Here is a 16,646-nt window from a genome sequence, read left to right as displayed (position 1 = left end):
CGAGACTTTTTAGGGTGTGCAAATCTTAAACGCCCTCAATGCCCTGGATTGCTCGTGCTGGAAATACCCGTTGCGGTCACACAGGTCGTTCAAATCGGATTGCAGTTCCTTGGCCTCCTTCGTTCTGCCTTCCTGCGCCAGAACCTGCACTTCGGCCGACAGCAGCCAGGCGACGAAGGCTTCCATTTCCATGTCCCGCGCCAGTTCGAGACCTCGGTTCAGGACCAGCCGGGCATCTGGAAGCTCACCCAACACCGACTGCACCCGAGCCAGAGGAGCCGCTGCGAAACAGCACAAAACATCGATTCCAGCATCGTCCGACACGCGCAAGGCGCGGCGCAACGCAATGGCGGCGTCAGCCGGTTCGTTTCGCTGCCAGCACCAGATCCCCCGCGCGATCAGCGCAAAACTCAGGTCATAGGCCTTGCCGGTTTCTTCCGCGATCGACAGCACTTCGCGGATCCCGGCATCCGCTTCGTCAAACCGATGCATCATGCTGTTGGCGTTGGCACGGGTCGCAAGCCCGAGCACCGAAATCGACCCGGTGGTGCCCGCTTCGGCCACACGGAACATCGTCTGGAACAGATCCGCATGTTGATCAATCGCCGCCCGTGCGGCCGCGAAGTTGCCGTGAAACCACGCAGCCTGGGCCAGCGCAAAGGCCGCGTTTGCCTGCAGTCGCGGATCTTCGGCGACGGTTGCGCTCCGCAGCGCGCGCTCAGACACCTCCATCGCTTGCCGCACATCCGCCAGGATCGTCAGCATGATCGCCTGGTCGACCTGAAACGCAACGCGCGCGGATGTGTCCCCCAACGCGTCGGACAAGGCTTCCGCCTCGCGTGAGATGGTCAGGATACGGTTGAAGTTCCCGCTGGCGACAAGCGATACGCGCAGACCGCGCCGGGCGCGTAGCCCGAGGTCAACAGCCACCTGAGTGCCGGTACGCTTTTGAACTTGGTCGATGCACCGCAGGGCGTTTTCGAAATAAGAGACGGCGGCCTCGAATGAAAACAGCTTGATCGACATCTCGCCGCACCGCGTATAAGCCTCGGCAGCCTCCAGCCACAACTCGCCCTTGTCCGCGTGACGGGCGATGGACTGTGCCACGTCCAGATCGTCGGATGTGCCGCGGCTCAGCAGAGTTTCATAGATCGCACGGTGCAGCCTTGCGCGGCGCTGGCGTGGAATACTGCGATACCCAACCTTCTGCACCAACGCATGGCTGAACCGCAGCTGCTGACCGTCCTGAGATTCCGGCAGCTCAAGAAAACCGCGTTCAATCAATGTCGAAATCTGGGTTTTGGCGTCGAAGCCCAGCCGTTGAAGCGTGTCGGCCAGAACACCCCACGTCCACTGCAACCCGCCGACGGCAACCAGCTGCAGAGCTTTGCGGTCCTCGCTTTGCAGGGCGTCAATCCGGGATGCGATCAACGGTTGAACCCGGGCGGGGATCTCGATGTCGCCCAGGCTGTCCATCGCTCCGTCCTTGAACCCGGCTTGCGACATGCGGTCCCGCATGTGGTGGGCAAATTCTTCAACGAAAAGCGGTGTGCGGCCGCTCATGGCTTCGATGTATGAGCCCAGCTGACCATCGATGTCGCTCTGGCCCAGCAAGCGCGTGATCAGGTCCTTGCAGGCCGCCTCGCCCAGCGGGGCGACCGGAACGACCTTGAGCAAACCCATCGGGTCGTTCGTGAACAGGTTCGCGTTGCGCGAAGTCAGGAGGATCAGTACATTCGTTCCCCGCACCTGACCCAGCAGGTTGTCGATGACGTCCAGAGTGCCCTGGTCGGCCCAATGCAAATCCTCGAACAACAGAAGCAGGGGCTTGTCCTGTTTCATCGACAGAACCAGCCGCGACAGCATCTGGTTCAATTGCCTCCGTCGGCGAGACGGGTCTACAGCCGACAGTGCCGGTTCCATTTGGAAACGGCTGAACAGCGAATACAGGGCCGATCGGGTATGCGCATCCAGGAACTTGGTCCCGCCCAGAACGTCGGACAGCTTTTGGTCCAGTTCTGCATCGGATTTGGTGTCCGACAGTCCCAACCGGGCATTGATCACGCGGGTGATTGGCAGATACGCAGCTTCCTGATCCAGCGAAAAGCAGTTGAACTCCAGAACCTGGTGCGCGCCCAGAGGCCAGTTCTCGACCAACTCATGCAGCAGCCGGGATTTGCCAACGCCAGCCGCCCCCAACAACAGAACGGAGTTGCCCTTGCCGTCGCGCGCCTGGTTCCACGCCGCAACAAGCTCGGCCAGTTCCCTTTCGCGTCCGACAAATGGCGAACGTTCGCGGCGCGCCCGCGCCATCCAGCGCGACACCTGTTCTTTGCGGCCGGTGATTTCGAACAGCTTGATCGGACCCGCACCCCCGTCCAGCTCGAGATCGCCCACATGTGTATGGTCGAACAGATCACCGGCATTCTCCAAAACCTGACCGGAAACCGTGACCACGTTCTTTCTGGCGGCGGCCTCGATCTTGCTGGCGATGTTCATGACCGGTCCTAGAAAGGCCTGCTCTTCCCCGAGGGTGTGTTGCAACTGGCCCACCAGCAATTCGCCGGAATGAACGCCAACCCGCACATCCAACTGCCGATCGTCCAGCTTGCCGATGCGGTCGATGATCCGCTGGGCGCTGGCTATTGCCTTGACCGCGTGATCCTCGTCCGCGTTCGGTGATCCAAAAACCGCGAGCGCGCCATCGCCGGTGAACAACGTGGTTGCGCCAAACTTTTCGCAGATCGACATGATCAGTTCGATGGCAGGGCCCAGATGGCTGACGGCGTCTTCGGGATCCAAACTGCCGATCATCATGGTCGAACGAACAATGTCGGCGAACAGAACCGTGCACATTCTGCGCTCGGTCGGTTCGATCTGGACCTGTTTCCTCATGTTCAAGCGCCCCCCGACTGCCCGAGTTCAGTATGTCGCTGATCAAGGCCTTTTTCCAGACACCACGCAAGGGTGGCGCGGACCATCCACGGCATTGATATTGAGTAAAAAAACTATTAACAATTGGCCTTGTATTGCGAAAGGAACAATTATGAGTGACCACCATACTCGGGGTTTGACCCTGGAAGATGTTCAGCAGATCATTGGCCGCGGCATCCTTGACGAGGCCTTTCGAAAAGAATTCATCGACAACCCCGAAGGCGTAGTAAACCGCTTGGGAATCTCGCTCGATCAGGATGGCGAGGCGCGCAAGCTGTTGGCCGCGATTGGGAACGTCTTTTCCGGTGAATCCGACCTGAAGTCGGCGATGCAAGACATCAAGAATGCCTACGAAGATACGTCCGACGGTGTGATCCGGCCCCGCTGCGCGTAACTTCGCATGAGCGAAAGCGCGGCCGTCTCCAGTCAGGACCAAGGCGCAGCCCTGCATCAGCTGTGTCTGGTGTCCATGCCGTTTTCTTCGCTGCAACATCCCGGGCTTGGGATGTCTCTTCTCGCACAGCTGGCGCGGGACAACGGCTTTGCGACGACCGAGAAATACTTCAGCTTCGACTATGCCGAGGCGATCGGTCTCGATGAGTATTTCATGCTGTCTGATGGCCGCTGCTATCAGGCGCTGCTGGGTGAATGGATATTCAGCGATCTGATCTATCCGCGCAGCGATCTGGACGCGATGGACTACCTGACCACGGTGCTTGGTGACTATGTGTCCGGAGTCGAGTGGCTGGCGTTCATGCAAAACGCCATTGCCGCCCGAAAGCAAGCCGGAGCATTCGTCGAACGTTGCGCCGATGAGGTGATGGAACAGAACCCGACCGTGATCGGGATTACGTCGTCGTTCCAACAGGTCATGGCCTCGATCGCACTGGCCCGGGCCGTGCGGAAACGGTCAGCCGACGTAATCATCGTCATGGGCGGCGCTAATTGCGAGGGGCCGCTCGGGCGCGCGCTTTTGCAGGCGCATCCTGAACTGGACGCGGTTTGCATAGGCGAGGGCGACCATGCCTTTCCCGAGTTTCTGAAAGCTCTGAAGCCCAGCAGACCCTTGCCCGTGGTCGAGGGGTTTCTGAACCGGAGCCAATTGGATAACCCGCTGGAGGAGTCTCGACCGCGCCTGACCACGGATCTGGACAAGCTGCCCATACCGGACTTCAACGCCTTCTTTGATCAATTTCAAAACACTGCGGGACTATCAGAGCGCCTTGTGCCATCTGCTACGATCGAAACATCGCGTGGCTGCTGGTGGGGAGCGAAACACCATTGCACTTTCTGCGGGCTGAACGGCCAATCGATGACCTATCGGAGCAAGTCAGCCGAGCGGGCTTATGCCGAATTCTGCACGCTTGCCGATCTCTATGGCCCGGATCTTGTCGTGGTCGACAACATTCTGGATCACCGCTACCTCAAGACCCTGATCCCGAAACTTGCGCAGGACACGAGACCATTCCTGATGCATTACGAGGTCAAATCAAACCTCTCGCCGACCGTGATCGCCCGTCTGGCCGATGCCGGCGTTCGAAAGATCCAGCCGGGGATCGAGACCTTCGATACTCCGACCCTTGCGCATATGAGGAAAGGGGTCAGCGGAATTCAGAACATCCAGACGCTGAAGCTGTGTGCCGAGGCCGGAGTTTTTGTCGAGTGGTGTTTCCTCTACGGGTTTCCCGGTGAAAGCCCCGAGGCCTTCGAACGGATGGCAAAGCTTATTCCGCTGCTGCATCACCTGCAACCACCCGGCTCGATTGGACCCGTGCGAGCGGACCGGTTCAGCCCGTATTTCGAACACCCCGAGGCATTTGGGGTCGAGGTCGAACCAGCGAAGCCGTATTCCTTCATATTCGACCTGCCGCCCGAAGAAGTCTGGAATTTCGCCTACCATTTCGACATCGTCGACAACGGTCCAAGCCCGCCAGCGCAGCGCGCGGCGTCGACGCTGGATGCTCTTTCTGTATGGCAAAGCGAGGCCGGTACGTCAGCCCTCTACGTCGAGGGCAACACGGTGATCGACCGGCGAGCGTCAGGCAAACGCGTTGTTCACCAATTGGACGATGCGGCTCGGGCCATCCTTGACCTGAGCCCAGTGATCATCGGCAGGGCGCTTCTTGGTGATCAGGTATCCGACTTGTACGGGGTGGACGCTTTTGACTCTGCGATGGACCGCCTTGAGAATCTTGGGCTGATTTATGTCGAGGACAAATCGGTGCTGTCCCTGGCCCTCAGATCGCCTGGCTTCCAGCGGGCGCCGACCTGGTCCGAGATCCGCAATGAGCCAGAACGTGCTTTCGCCGCTCAATTTCCCGCAGAATTCGCAAGTGAACAGGTAGCGGGACCACAACCCGCGGAATGAGACCGGACCCGGAGCGTATCAATTCCCCGGATCCGACTAACACTTATAGAGCGGCCCTGAACAATCCGGTCAGGTTTTCCTCGGTCAACTCGATGGGGTTGCCACCGCACGAGGGGTCGATGATCGCACCCTTGACCAGCTCCGGGATCGCATCCTCGGTCACGCCCAAATCGGACAGCTTGCGCGGGATACCCAGCGAGTCGTTGAATTCCTGCACGAAGGCCCTGAACCCGTCGAACCCGCCCGAAATGCCCAGATAGGCTGCGGCTGCTTCGAATCGGTCGGCGATTACAGGCGCATTGAACTCCAGAACCGCGGGCATGCAGACCGCGTTGGTGGTGCCGTGATGGGTGTTGAACACCGCGCCGATCGGGTGGCTCATGGCGTGGATCGCGCCCAGCCCCTTCTGGAAGGCCGTTGCACCCATGGCGGCTGCGCTCATCATCTGGGCGCGGGCTTCGATGTCGGTGCCGTCCGCATAGGCGCGCGGCAGGTACTCCTTTACCAGCCGCATCCCTTCCAGCGCGATGCCCTGGCTCATCGGGTGGTAATGCGGGCTGGAATAGGCCTCGACACAATGCGCGAACGCATCCAGGCCGGTTCCGGCGGTGATGAATTTCGGCATCCCCACGGTCAGTTCAGGGTCGCAGATCACCACGGTCGGCAGCACCTTGGGGTGGAAGATGATCTTCTTGGCATGGGTTTCCGAATTGGTGATGACACTGGCGCGGCCGACTTCCGAGCCGGTGCCGGCCGTCGTCGGCACCGCGATGATCGGTGCGATCGCCTCGGCATCCGCGCGGGTCCACCAATCGCCAATGTCCTCGAAATCCCAGACCGGGCGAGTCTGACCGGCCATGAAGGCAACCATCTTGCCCAGATCCAGCCCCGAACCACCGCCAAACGCGATCACACCGTCATGCCCGCCCGCCTTGTAGGCGGCCACACCGGCCTCGAGGTTCTTTTCATTCGGGTTCGGATCGACCTCGCTGAACAGGCCCCGGCCCAGCCCGGCGGCCTCAAGAATGTCTAGCGTCGCGGCGGTGATCGGCAGATCGGCCAGGCCGCGGTCGGTCACCAGCAGCGGGCGTTTGATCCCAGCCGCCGCGCAGGCCGCGGACAGTTCCTTGATGCGGCCCGCACCAAATTTGATCGTGGTCGGATAGGACCAGTTTCCAACAAGACTCATGTCAGCTTTCCTTGTGTCTAAGGCCTGCCCCGGCGAGGGGGTCGGTCCGGGGCAGGCAAATCGTCCTCAGCCCGTCACCTTCTTCAGGTGGTAGGATTTGGGACGTGTCAGGTTGTGATATCCGATGATCGACAGGCCCCCGCCGCGGCCGGTATTCTTGCACCCGGTCCAGCACAGACCCGGGTCCAGATAGTCGGCCCGGTTCATGAACACGGTTCCGGTCTCGATCCGGTCGCCGATGCGTTCGGCCCGCGCCACATCGCGCGTCCACAGCGAGGCGGTCAGGCCAAACTCGCTGTCGTTCATCAGGGCGATGGCCTCGTCATCCGAGGACACCTTCATGATCCCCACGACCGGGCCAAAGCTTTCGTCGCGCATCACGCGCATGTCGTGTGTGACATTGGTCAGGATCTGCGGCGTCAGGTAGGCGCCGCCGTCATCCTCGGCAAAGGTCTCGATATGCGCCACTGCACCGGCGGCCACGGCCTCGGCGGCCTGCGCGCGCACCTCGTCGGCGAAGCGAACGTTGGCCATCGGCCCCAGCGTCGTCTCCGGGTCCAGCGGGTTGCCCAGCTTGTAGCCCCTGACGATCTCGACCGCCTTGGCGACGAAGTCGTCATACAGGCTTTCATGCACATAGATCCGCTCGATCCCGCAACAGCACTGGCCCGAGTTGAACATGGCCCCGTCGATCAGCGTGTCGACCGCCGCGTCCAGATCGGCGTCCTCCATGACATAGCCCGGGTCCTTGCCCCCCAACTCGGTGCTGACGGGGGTAAAGGTACCGGCCGCCGCCCGCTCCATCGCCTGCCCTCCGGCGACCGAGCCGGTGAAATTCACGAAATCGAACGCCTTGCCGGCAATCAGATCGTTGGTCACGTCATGGCTCAGGAACAGGTTCTGGAACACGTCCTCGGGCACGCCAGCCGAGTGGAAGGCCCGCGCCATCCGCTCGCCCACCAACAAGGTCTGCGTGGCATGTTTCAGCACAACCGTATTGCCCGCGATCAAGGCTGGCGCCACCGTGTTGATCGCCGTCATGTACGGATAATTCCAAGGCGCCACGACGAACACAACACCATGCGGCACCCGCTTGATGTAGCGCTTGAACGCCTCGTCCTCGCCCACGGCAATATCAGCCAGCGCATCGCGCGCGATGCCCGCCATATAGGTCGCGCGTTCGCTGAAACCGCCGAACTCGCCGCCATAACGCACCGGCCGCCCCATCATCCGGGCCAGTTCCGGCACGATCTCATCATTCATCGCCCCCACGGCCGCGACGCCGGCCATCACCAGATCGATGCGCTCCTGCAGGGGCCGCGCTGCCCAATCCGCCTGCGCCGCCCGCGCCCGGCCCGCTGCGGCAAATGCCGCGTCACGATCCAGCGTGTCCCGCTCGGCAAACACCGATCCGTCGATCGGCGAGATACATTTCAACACCTGACCCATTGGTCACTCCATCCTCAAGCAAAGCAGGCCCGCTGCTTCATCTGGCCAAAAATATTCCGGGGAGCGTGAGGGGCTGGCCCCTCACATCCGCCCTCTAAGCCCGCTCGAACCCGCGGGCAATCTCCCAATCGGTCACCACGCGCTCGAATTCCTCGATCTCGACCTCGGCGGCGCGCACATAGTGGTCGACCACGTCATCTCCCATGGCCGCCCGCAGCATGGACGACCCATGCAACGCATGCCGCGCCGCGCGCAGATTGCCCGGAATCATGCCGGTATCCCCCTGATAGACATCGCCCTTGGTCGGCGGCTGCAGCTCCAGCCCTTCCTCGATGCCCGCAATCCCTGCGGCCAGCATGCCCGCGATGGCCAGATAGGGGTTCATGTCCGAACCCGGAATCCGGCACTCCACCCGCACCGCCTTGGTGCCATCCCCGCACAGCCGGAACCCCGCGGTGCGGTTGTCCACCGACCAGATGATGCGCGTCGGCGCAAAGGTGCCCTTCATGAACCGCTTGTAGCTGTTGATGTACGGCGCCATGAAACAGGTATAGTCGGGCGCGTATTTCAGCAGGCCCGCCATGTAGTTTTTCATCAGGTCCGACATGCCCAGCGGATCGGCCTTGTCAAAAAACGCCGGTTGCCCGTCCGTCCACAGCGACTGATGCACATGCGACGAACTCCCGACCCGGTCATGATGCCATTTCGGCAGGAAGGTCGCTGCATGGCCGTTCTGCCACGCGATCTCCTTGGCCGCGTTCTTGGCGATCGAGTGATACTCGGCCGTCTGCATGGCCGGGGCGTATTTGATGTTCAGTTCTTCCTGCCCGGCCTCGGCCTCGCCCTTGGAATTTTCGACCGGAATGCCCGCATCCCACAGGTGATTGCGGATCGGCCGCATCACATGCTCTTCCTTGGTGGTCTGCAGGATGTGGTAATCCTCGTTGTAGCCCGAGATCGGTTCCAGATCGCGGAAACCTTCCTTGCGTATCTGGTCAAAGCTCTTCTCAAAGAGGAAAAACTCCAGCTCGGTGGCGCACATCGCGTCATAGCCCATGGCCTGCAGCCGGTTGACCTGCTTCTTTAAAATTGACCGAGGCGCGTGCGGCACCTCCTCGTGCGTGTGGTGATCCAGCACGTCGCACATCACCATCACCGTGCCCTCCAGCCACGGCACCGGGCGCAGGGTGCTGAGGTCGGGCTTCATGACATAGTCGCCATAGCCGCGCTCCCAGCTGGTCGAGGCATAGCCGTCCGGCGTCGCCATCTCGAGATCGGTGGCCAGCAGGTAGTTGCAGCAATGGGTTTCTTCCCAAGCCCCGGCCACGAAATGACCGGCGTGGAATCGTTTGCCCATCAAGCGGCCCTGCATGTCCACCATGCAGACCAGAACCGTATCGACCGAGCCTTCGGCAACTTGGGTCTTGAGCGTGTCGAAGTTGAGCATGAGCCACCTATTTCTGCGCCGGCGCCACCTGCCGGACTGACGTTTTCGACGGCCTGCCCCCGGTATGAGGGCAGGCCGGTTTCACCTTAGCCGTACCGGTAGGGACGGCCAGCCTTTTGCATGTCGGCATTGTACTTCTTGATGATCTCGACAACCTTCGCTTTGGTCTCGGACTCGGCTGCAATCTCATCCCAGAAGGCCACTGCGGCGGCTTCGACCTGCGCCCATTCTTCATCCGGGATCGAGGTCAGCTTCATCTTGTCACCATTCACGCGCAGCGATGCCTCGCCGCCCCAATACCACCACTGACGGTAGTAATGCGACTGATCGGTGCAGACGCGGAACAGGGTCTGCAGGTCTTCGGGCAATTCGTTCCAACGGTCCATGTTGGCGAAGAACGACCCGGCCCAAGCTCCCGAGATGTTGTTGGTCAGGAAGTAGTTGGTCACATCCGCCCAGCCGACGGTGTAGTCCTCGGTGATGCCCGACCAGGCGATGCCGTCCAGCTCGCCGGTCTGCACGGCGACCTCGATGTCCTCCCACGGCAAGGTCACCGGGACCACGCCGAACTGCGACAGGAACCGGCCCGCCGTCGGGAAGGTGAAGACCCGCTTGCCCTGAAGGTCCGCCAGGCTGTTGATCGGGTCCTTGGTGGCGAAATGGCACGGATCCCAGGCGCCGGCCGAGATGTGCTTGACGCCCACCTTGGAATATTCTTCGTCCCAGATCTCGTTCAGACCGTACTGGTTGAACAGGACGGGAACGTCCAGCGAATAGCGCGATGCAAACGGGAAATAGCCGCCGAACACGGTCACCTCAGTGGGCGAGGCCATCGAGTCGTCATCCGACTGCACCGCGTCGATCGTGCCGCGCTGCATGGCGCGGAACAGCTCGCCCGTGGGCACCAGCTGGTCGGCATAGAACAGCTCGATCTGCATCCGGTCGCCGGCGATCTGGTTGAACATCTTGATGGCCGGGTCGATCACATGCTCAGCCAATGCCGGGCCGGCATAGGTCTGCATGCGCCAGCGGATCGTGGATTGCGCCAGCGCCGGGGTGGCCAGCGCGGCTGCCGGGGCTGCGGCGGCCCCTTTCAGGAATGTGCGTCTGTTCGTCATCTTCTCTCTCCGTTGTCGGTTTCGATGGGCGAGAGACCAACCTCTCGCATGTGCCCCGGTATGTCCGGGGTCATTTGTTGTAGATGTAGTCGGGCAGCAACAGCGCGATCTGCGGGAAGGTCATGATGATGGCGAGCGCCAGCGTCATCACCATCACGAAGGGCAGGATCGAGCCGTAGATGTCGCGCAGCGAAATCTCGGGCGGGGCCATGGCCCGCATCAGGAACAGGTTATAGCCGAAGGGCGGCGTCATGTACGCGATCTGCGTGGTGATCGTGTACAGCACGCCGTACCAGATCAGATCAAAGCCCAATTCCCCCACCAGCGGCACGTACAGCGGCGCCACGATCACCAGCATCGCGGTGTCGTCCAGGAAGGTGCCCATGACGATGAAGCTCAGCTGCATCAGGATCAGGATCAGCCAGGGGTTCAGGCCAAGGCGCTCGGTGAACAGGGTCTCGATCGCGCGCACGGCGCCCAGCCCGTCGAACACCGCGCCAAAGGCCAGCGCAGCCAGGATGATCCACATGAACATGCAGGTGATGCCCAGGGTCGAGCGCACCGAGACCTCGAACACCTGCCGCGTCATCCGCCCTTTCAGCACGGCGGCCGCAAAAGCCGTCAGCGCACCGATGGCCGAGCTTTCGACCAGCGAGGTCCAGCCATTGACGAATGGCACCATCATCGCCGCGAAGATCGCCAACGGCAGCAGTCCCGCGCGCAGCAGCCGCAGTTTTTCCGCCATCGGCACGTCGCGCTCTTCCTTGGACAGGGCCGGGCCGAGTTCCGGGTTTATCCGGCAGCGGATCACGATGTACAGGATGAACATGCCCGCCATCATCAGGCCCGGCAGGATGCCCGCCAACCACAGCTGCCCCACCGGCTGACGCGCGATCATCGCATAGAGAACCAGTACAACAGAGGGTGGCACAAGTATCCCAAGTGATGATCCGGCCTGGATCACTCCGGTCACCATCCTCTTGTCGTAGCCCCGTTTGAGCAGTTCGGGCAGCGCAATCGTGGCCCCGATCGCCATGCCTGCCACGCTCAGCCCGTTCATCGCCGAGATCAGCACCATCAACCCGATCGTGCCGATGGCCAGCCCGCCATTCAGTCCACCCATCCAGACATGAAACATCTTGTACAGGTCGTCGGCGATTTTGGACTCGGCCAGAACATAGCCCATGAAGATGAACATCGGCAGCGTCAGCAGCGGGTACCATTTCATCAGCTTCATCGCGGCCGAAAACCCGATGTCATAGCCGCCACGGTCGCCCCAGAGCAGAAGCGCAGCCACCACGGCCACGAAACCGATGGCGCCGAATACGCGCTGACCGGTCAGCAGCATCAGCATCATGGTCGAGAACATCAGGATGGCGATCAACTCATACGACATCAGATCACCTCGCGCGGGATGTCATCGCCCTTGAGGCGCAGAATATCTTTGAACAGTTCGGAAATGGCCTGCAGCAGCATCAGGATCAGCCCCACGACCATGATCACTTTGATCGGCCACAGATAAGGGCGCCACGCGGTCGGGCTGCGCTCGCCATATTGCAGGGAATAGCTGAGCGAGTCGAAACCGCCATAGATCATCACGCCGAGGTAGAAGATCAGGAACAGAACGGTGATGGCGTCGGTCCAGGCCCGGCGCCGGTGCGACCATTCGCTGTAGAGAAGGTCCATCCGCACGTTCGAACCCATCTGGATCGAATACGGCCCGCCCAGGATGTAATAGGCGACCATCGCAAACTGCGCGACTTCGAGCGTCCAGAGCGACGGAAGGAAAAAGGTCTTCGAGATCGACGACCACAGCAGGATGCCCATCATCACGAAGATGCCGTACATCACGACCCGCCCGATCCAGCGGTTCATGCGGTCGATGACCGCAATATATCCCCGCATGAAACTCATACCTGCACCCCTGCCCTCATGTGTTCTGCCCTGCGTCGGAAAAGGTTTCGACCGTGGCGGCCAGTATTGGCGTCAATAGCCCCACGATCCGATTGACCCCGGTCGGCGTGTCGATCAGATCATTGCGGATCTCGATCATCACGTTGGGCAAGCCCCGCGCGATACCGTGCTCGCGCAGGGTGTGCGTGACACCATCCTCTGGCGAATACGGTTCGTTCAACGCCACTCTCAGCCCGCAATGCGCCGCATGATTCAGCATGACCTGAGCCGCACGGTCATCAGAATCATGCAATATCCCCAGTTCGACCGCGCGGGTCTTGCCGTTGTAGATTGGTGTGAAACTGTGGATCGTAATCAGAACAGTCGGTTCTGGGCGGCGATCCAGCGTTTGCGACAAGAGACCCCGGAACGGTTCATAAATGTCGCGAACTCGCTGGGCGCGCTGTTCCGCCGTCAGACCCTGATTGCCGGGCACCGCAAACACCTCGCTGCGCGGAGGCATCGAATCTTCCCGTTCGGGCGGACGATTGCAGTCATAGACCAGCCGACTGACCCGCGAGTGTACGAGAGGCGTATCCAGGGCGCCGGCCAGTTCAACTGCAACCTCCAGTGCCCCGATATCCCAGGCCGCGTGTGAACGGGCCGCCACGTCGTCCAACCCCAGCCCATCCAAAGCCGCAGGAATGAACCGGCTTGCGTGTTCGCACACCAGAACCGCGCGTGCTTCGCCACGCGCGTTCAACAGACGTGCGGCGGGCGCTTCCAGCGGGGATAACAGGGATGACTCGGTCTTGGACTGCATGCGTAGCATTTGTTACAGCGGCCTTGGGCCTGTCAAGAAAATTTCTGTAGACAAAATTACAATCACTCATATCCTGTAGCAAATTGAATAACATGAGGGCGCCGATGGCCTCCGTCGCCAAAACGGTCAAACAACGCATTCAGGACGAACTTGAAGGCCTGACCCGCTCGGAACGGCAGCTGGGATCGGTTCTGTTGCAGGATTATCCGATGGGTGGGCTGCAATCGATCACCAAGCTGGCAGCGGCGGCGCAAGTGTCCACCCCAACGGTCATTCGCATGGCGCGAAAACTGGGTTTCGATGGGTTTCCGGCGTTGCAGGAGGCGCTGCGCGAAGAAGTTGCGGCACAGATCCAAAAGCCGATCTCAAAACGCGACGCCTGGATCGTGGATGATGAAACCGAGCATCCGATCACGCGTTTTGCTCAAGCCGTATGGACCAATATGCGCCACACGCTGGAGCGGCTGGACAAGTCGATGTTCGACGCGGTGGCGCAGTTGCTGGCCGATACCGAACGCCATTTGTATGTCGTGGGCGGCCGCATCACCCGCTCGAACGCCGACTATCTGTTCAACCACATGCAGATCATCCGGCCCAACGTGACCATGCTGGGCAACTCGGCCAACGTATGGCCGCAATACCTGCTGGACATGGACGAAAGCTCGGTTCTGGTCATCTTCGACATCCGCCGCTACGAGGCGCATCTGGAAAAGCTGGCGCAAGTTGCGTCCGATCGCGGGGTGAGCGTCGTGCTGTTCACCGACCAATGGGGGTCGCCTATCGGCAAATCGGCCAACTATACCTTTCACGCTCTGGTCGAAGCTCCATCAAGTTGGGATTCAACGATCGCACTTCAACTCATTTCGGAAACCCTGATCGCCGAGGTTCAGGAAGCCCGCTGGGAAGAAAGCAAAGAGCGTATCGAGGAGTTGGAACGCTATTTCTCGACCACACGGATTTTCCGCAGCCACGAGGCGTGACGAACAAACCACCGCCTTTAAGCCGGATTTTAGTTGTGAATGCCGCATCTGCTTGGTCGCCATCGCAGACGTCATTGGGAAATCTCCAGGAAATCCAGCTTAGGCAGTGCTGCTAAGACTTGCCTGAGTTTGCAAGAAGGCACGATACCTTTTGGCTCACGTTTTGCCTCCCGCGAATAGCCAGCTCACACCGCTTCGAGATTCCCAAGCAGGACCGACTTCATGTCCACACTGAACACCCCATCCAGGACGGCAACCGCAGCGCCGGTTTGATAGTCGACATTCGTGGGCGTGATTGAGGAAAGATCGGCGTTCTGGTCCAGATAGACCCATTCCGGCTCGTGTGCGGTGGGCAACCCAACGGCAACCTGCAGGATCGCCAGGGCATCCATTGCATTGACGGTGCCATCCTGGGTGATATCGGCCGCGATGAGGTTTTCGGGGGCTGCAGGTCCCCAGGTTGGTCCCAAACCGACCGCTATCCGCAAAACCTGCAGCGCATCCAGGGCCGTGATCTCTCCGCTGGCGTGGGAATACGATTTGATGATGTCCACATCACCCGACAACGAACCTGATGGCAAATCAAGATCGAATTGGCCCTGATCGTCGGCCTGTACCGATATCGGGCTGTTTCCAACTGGCGTGAACACGATCTCAGCATCGCTCAGCGCGGGGTTTGAACCGGAAGACTCTACCGTGATTGGACCCGTCACACCGGCCGAGGCCTCGGGCCCCGTGAGCACGCCAAAGTCAACGGGGATATGATCCGCCCCCTCAAAACCGGACCCGAAAATTTCGGCGCTGGTGAGTGTGCCACCGTCGGTCGAAAATAACTCGACGGTTTCATCCATGAACTCAATCCTAGCCCCTTGTGCCGTTGACGTCACGGTCAGCTGGCCGGGGTTGCGCAACATCGGGTAGTCGAACAGATCCAACCGATCAGTTCCGGCCTCGAAATCCGTGATCGTCGTCAATCCACTGCCGAACCGCATAACGAAGATGTCCGCGCCGGAACCGCCCTGCATGGTGGTTTCACTGCGACCGGCAATCAGAATGTCGTCACCGGCACCGCCCTGCAAATCAGTGTCTAGGACGCCTGCGCTCAGCATGTCGTCCTGAGCGGTTCCGGTTACGATTCCATTCCCCTCGATGACATTGCCCAAGGATTCCAAAGACACTGTCAGCTGGGTAAGCCCTGCATCCTGCTGCGATGCCACAAAGATTTGAAGGTCGCCGCCAACATGGGCCACCTCGATGGTCTCAACATTCTGAAGACCGCTATCCAGCGTATCCGCAAAGCTGTCCAGGTAGATCAGCTTGCCATCAGGGGTCATCGTCAGCAGGGTCACCCCGTCATCTCCGCCACCGGCAACGACAAAGACACGTCCATCGACTTCGACGGCCTTCATGTCCTGAACTGCGCCAAAACGGGTACCCAACGTGTCCAACGCATGATCCTGTGGAACCAGTGTTCCGTCTGCGCGCAGCTCCATCACGCTGATGGAGTTGCTGCTGGACCCGGCCACCAGAATCCAGGTGTGTCCATACGCATCAACGGTTTCCAACGCTGTCGGAGAACTGATCCCAAGCGTTTGGGTTGTCGTGTTGTCCACTTCGATCAGCGTCCCGCTTCCCTGATCGGCGCTGAACACCCGGATCGCATTGTCGGCGGCATTGGCGGTGACGACATACTGGTTGCTGCCCACCGCCGCGGTCTGCATCGCCCCGGCATTACCCGCGACCGAGCCGACATGACTGAGCGAACCATTCGAGTTCACCACGTAGGTGCCGATGAGCCCACTGTCCTGATGGGCCACCGTCAGGTAGTCGACCGCCCCCACCGAGTACTGGACCAATGCGGTGACATCACCGCCTCCGGGAATCGCCGCCGTTTCCTGCAGCGCCCCGATCGTGCCATCCGTATTCAACTCGTACCCGACAAGGCCTGAGGCGTTGTCGACGTCCAGTGCCAATAGGTCGCTTGCGCCCAATACGACCAGAGCACCAAGGCTGCCGACCTGCAACGATATAGTGCCGCTGAAATACTGATCGTCGTGGAATTGCGGAGCGCCACCGTCCACAAGCTGCCAGACCACGATGCCGCCGCCAGCCCGGGTCGTGCTGTACAGATACGTAACACCGTTAAGCGTTTTTAAAGCCGTATCGCCGATACCTGAATCGAGCGCCGGACTCCCCGTTGCAACCACTCTTTCGAACTGAAGCATCAACTCAGATCACCCCCAATGCCATCTCTGGCAGTCCCTTCGAGGGTGACGCGGTGCCAAGGCAAAGACGAGAACGAAATTGTGGTGAAAACGAGGAATTCGGCTCCAGATTAACTCAATTTTTCAAGGTCCGACCGCATGAAAAACTCGGCAGCAGGAAAGAAGAACAGAACTTGGCTTCTTCGGTCTTGCCGCGCGGGTATCCGCGGCCACCAATTGT

12 protein-coding genes are annotated in these 16,646 nt (G+C 60.5%); 3 read left to right on the top strand and 9 right to left on the bottom strand.

The genetic code is table 11. From position 1 onward, the window contains the following. Positions 1-9: 9 nt before the first annotated feature. On the bottom strand, positions 10-2,895 hold the full coding sequence (locus ACR0MM_RS14060; RefSeq protein WP_480696843.1) for an ATP-binding protein: 2,886 nt from the start codon (positions 2,893-2,895) through the stop codon (positions 10-12). A 151-nt stretch (positions 2,896-3,046) separates the two neighbouring features. Between ACR0MM_RS14060 and ACR0MM_RS14055 the strand changes: the two genes are divergently transcribed. Both ACR0MM_RS14055 and ACR0MM_RS14050 read left to right on the top strand, forming a co-directional pair. After that, a complete protein-coding gene (locus ACR0MM_RS14055) occupies positions 3,047-3,328 on the top strand; it encodes an Os1348 family NHLP clan protein (RefSeq protein ID WP_170341400.1) in 282 nt (93 codons plus the stop codon). A 6-nt stretch (positions 3,329-3,334) separates the two neighbouring features. Further along, positions 3,335-5,302: a RiPP maturation radical SAM C-methyltransferase gene (locus tag ACR0MM_RS14050; RefSeq protein WP_480696841.1), complete on the top strand. Its 1,968-nt coding sequence runs from the start codon at positions 3,335-3,337 to the stop codon at positions 5,300-5,302. Positions 5,303-5,345: 43 nt separating this feature from the next. Here the strand turns inward: ACR0MM_RS14050 and ACR0MM_RS14045 are convergent, their stop codons facing one another. The 7 genes from ACR0MM_RS14045 to ACR0MM_RS14015 form a co-directional block, all read right to left on the bottom strand. Beyond that, positions 5,346-6,491, bottom strand: a complete 1,146-nt coding sequence (locus tag ACR0MM_RS14045) for an iron-containing alcohol dehydrogenase (protein ID WP_480696839.1) — start codon at positions 6,489-6,491, stop codon at positions 5,346-5,348. A 66-nt stretch (positions 6,492-6,557) separates the two neighbouring features. Next, the gene (locus ACR0MM_RS14040; RefSeq protein ID WP_480696837.1) at positions 6,558-7,940 is read right to left on the bottom strand and encodes an aldehyde dehydrogenase family protein; all 1,383 of its coding nucleotides are present in this window, start codon (positions 7,938-7,940) and stop codon (positions 6,558-6,560) included. Positions 7,941-8,034: 94 nt separating this feature from the next. Continuing rightward, positions 8,035-9,387, bottom strand: a complete 1,353-nt coding sequence (locus ACR0MM_RS14035) for a glutamine synthetase family protein (protein WP_480696835.1) — start codon at positions 9,385-9,387, stop codon at positions 8,035-8,037. Between the two features lie 86 nt (positions 9,388-9,473). Further along, positions 9,474-10,505: a TRAP transporter substrate-binding protein gene (locus ACR0MM_RS14030; RefSeq protein WP_093963096.1), complete on the bottom strand. Its 1,032-nt coding sequence runs from the start codon at positions 10,503-10,505 to the stop codon at positions 9,474-9,476. Between the two features lie 70 nt (positions 10,506-10,575). Further along, positions 10,576-11,901 (bottom strand): TRAP transporter large permease, encoded by a 1,326-nt coding sequence (locus tag ACR0MM_RS14025; protein ID WP_480696833.1) that lies wholly within the window; start codon positions 11,899-11,901, stop codon positions 10,576-10,578. Then, the gene (locus tag ACR0MM_RS14020) at positions 11,901-12,419 is read right to left on the bottom strand and encodes a TRAP transporter small permease subunit (protein WP_170365895.1); all 519 of its coding nucleotides are present in this window, start codon (positions 12,417-12,419) and stop codon (positions 11,901-11,903) included. Before ACR0MM_RS14020 ends, ACR0MM_RS14025 begins: the two co-directional genes overlap by 1 nt. 16 nt (positions 12,420-12,435) lie before the next feature. Then, the gene (locus ACR0MM_RS14015) at positions 12,436-13,230 is read right to left on the bottom strand and encodes an N-formylglutamate amidohydrolase (protein WP_480696831.1); all 795 of its coding nucleotides are present in this window, start codon (positions 13,228-13,230) and stop codon (positions 12,436-12,438) included. A gap of 95 nt (positions 13,231-13,325) precedes the next feature. On the opposite strand from ACR0MM_RS14015, the gene ACR0MM_RS14010 reads away from it, so the two are divergent. Continuing rightward, entirely contained in the window at positions 13,326-14,201 is an 876-nt protein-coding gene (locus tag ACR0MM_RS14010; RefSeq protein WP_480696829.1) for a MurR/RpiR family transcriptional regulator, read from the top strand. 185 nt (positions 14,202-14,386) lie between these two features. Here the strand turns inward: ACR0MM_RS14010 and ACR0MM_RS14005 are convergent, their stop codons facing one another. Beyond that, entirely contained in the window at positions 14,387-16,426 is a 2,040-nt protein-coding gene (locus ACR0MM_RS14005; RefSeq protein ID WP_480696827.1) for a dockerin type I domain-containing protein, read from the bottom strand. Between the last annotated feature and the right edge of the window lie 220 nt (positions 16,427-16,646).

Source organism: Ruegeria sp. BC6, assembly GCF_056539185.1.
The sequence above is the reverse complement of the archived record's forward strand: the minus strand, read 5'-3'. Positions and strand labels throughout refer to the sequence as shown.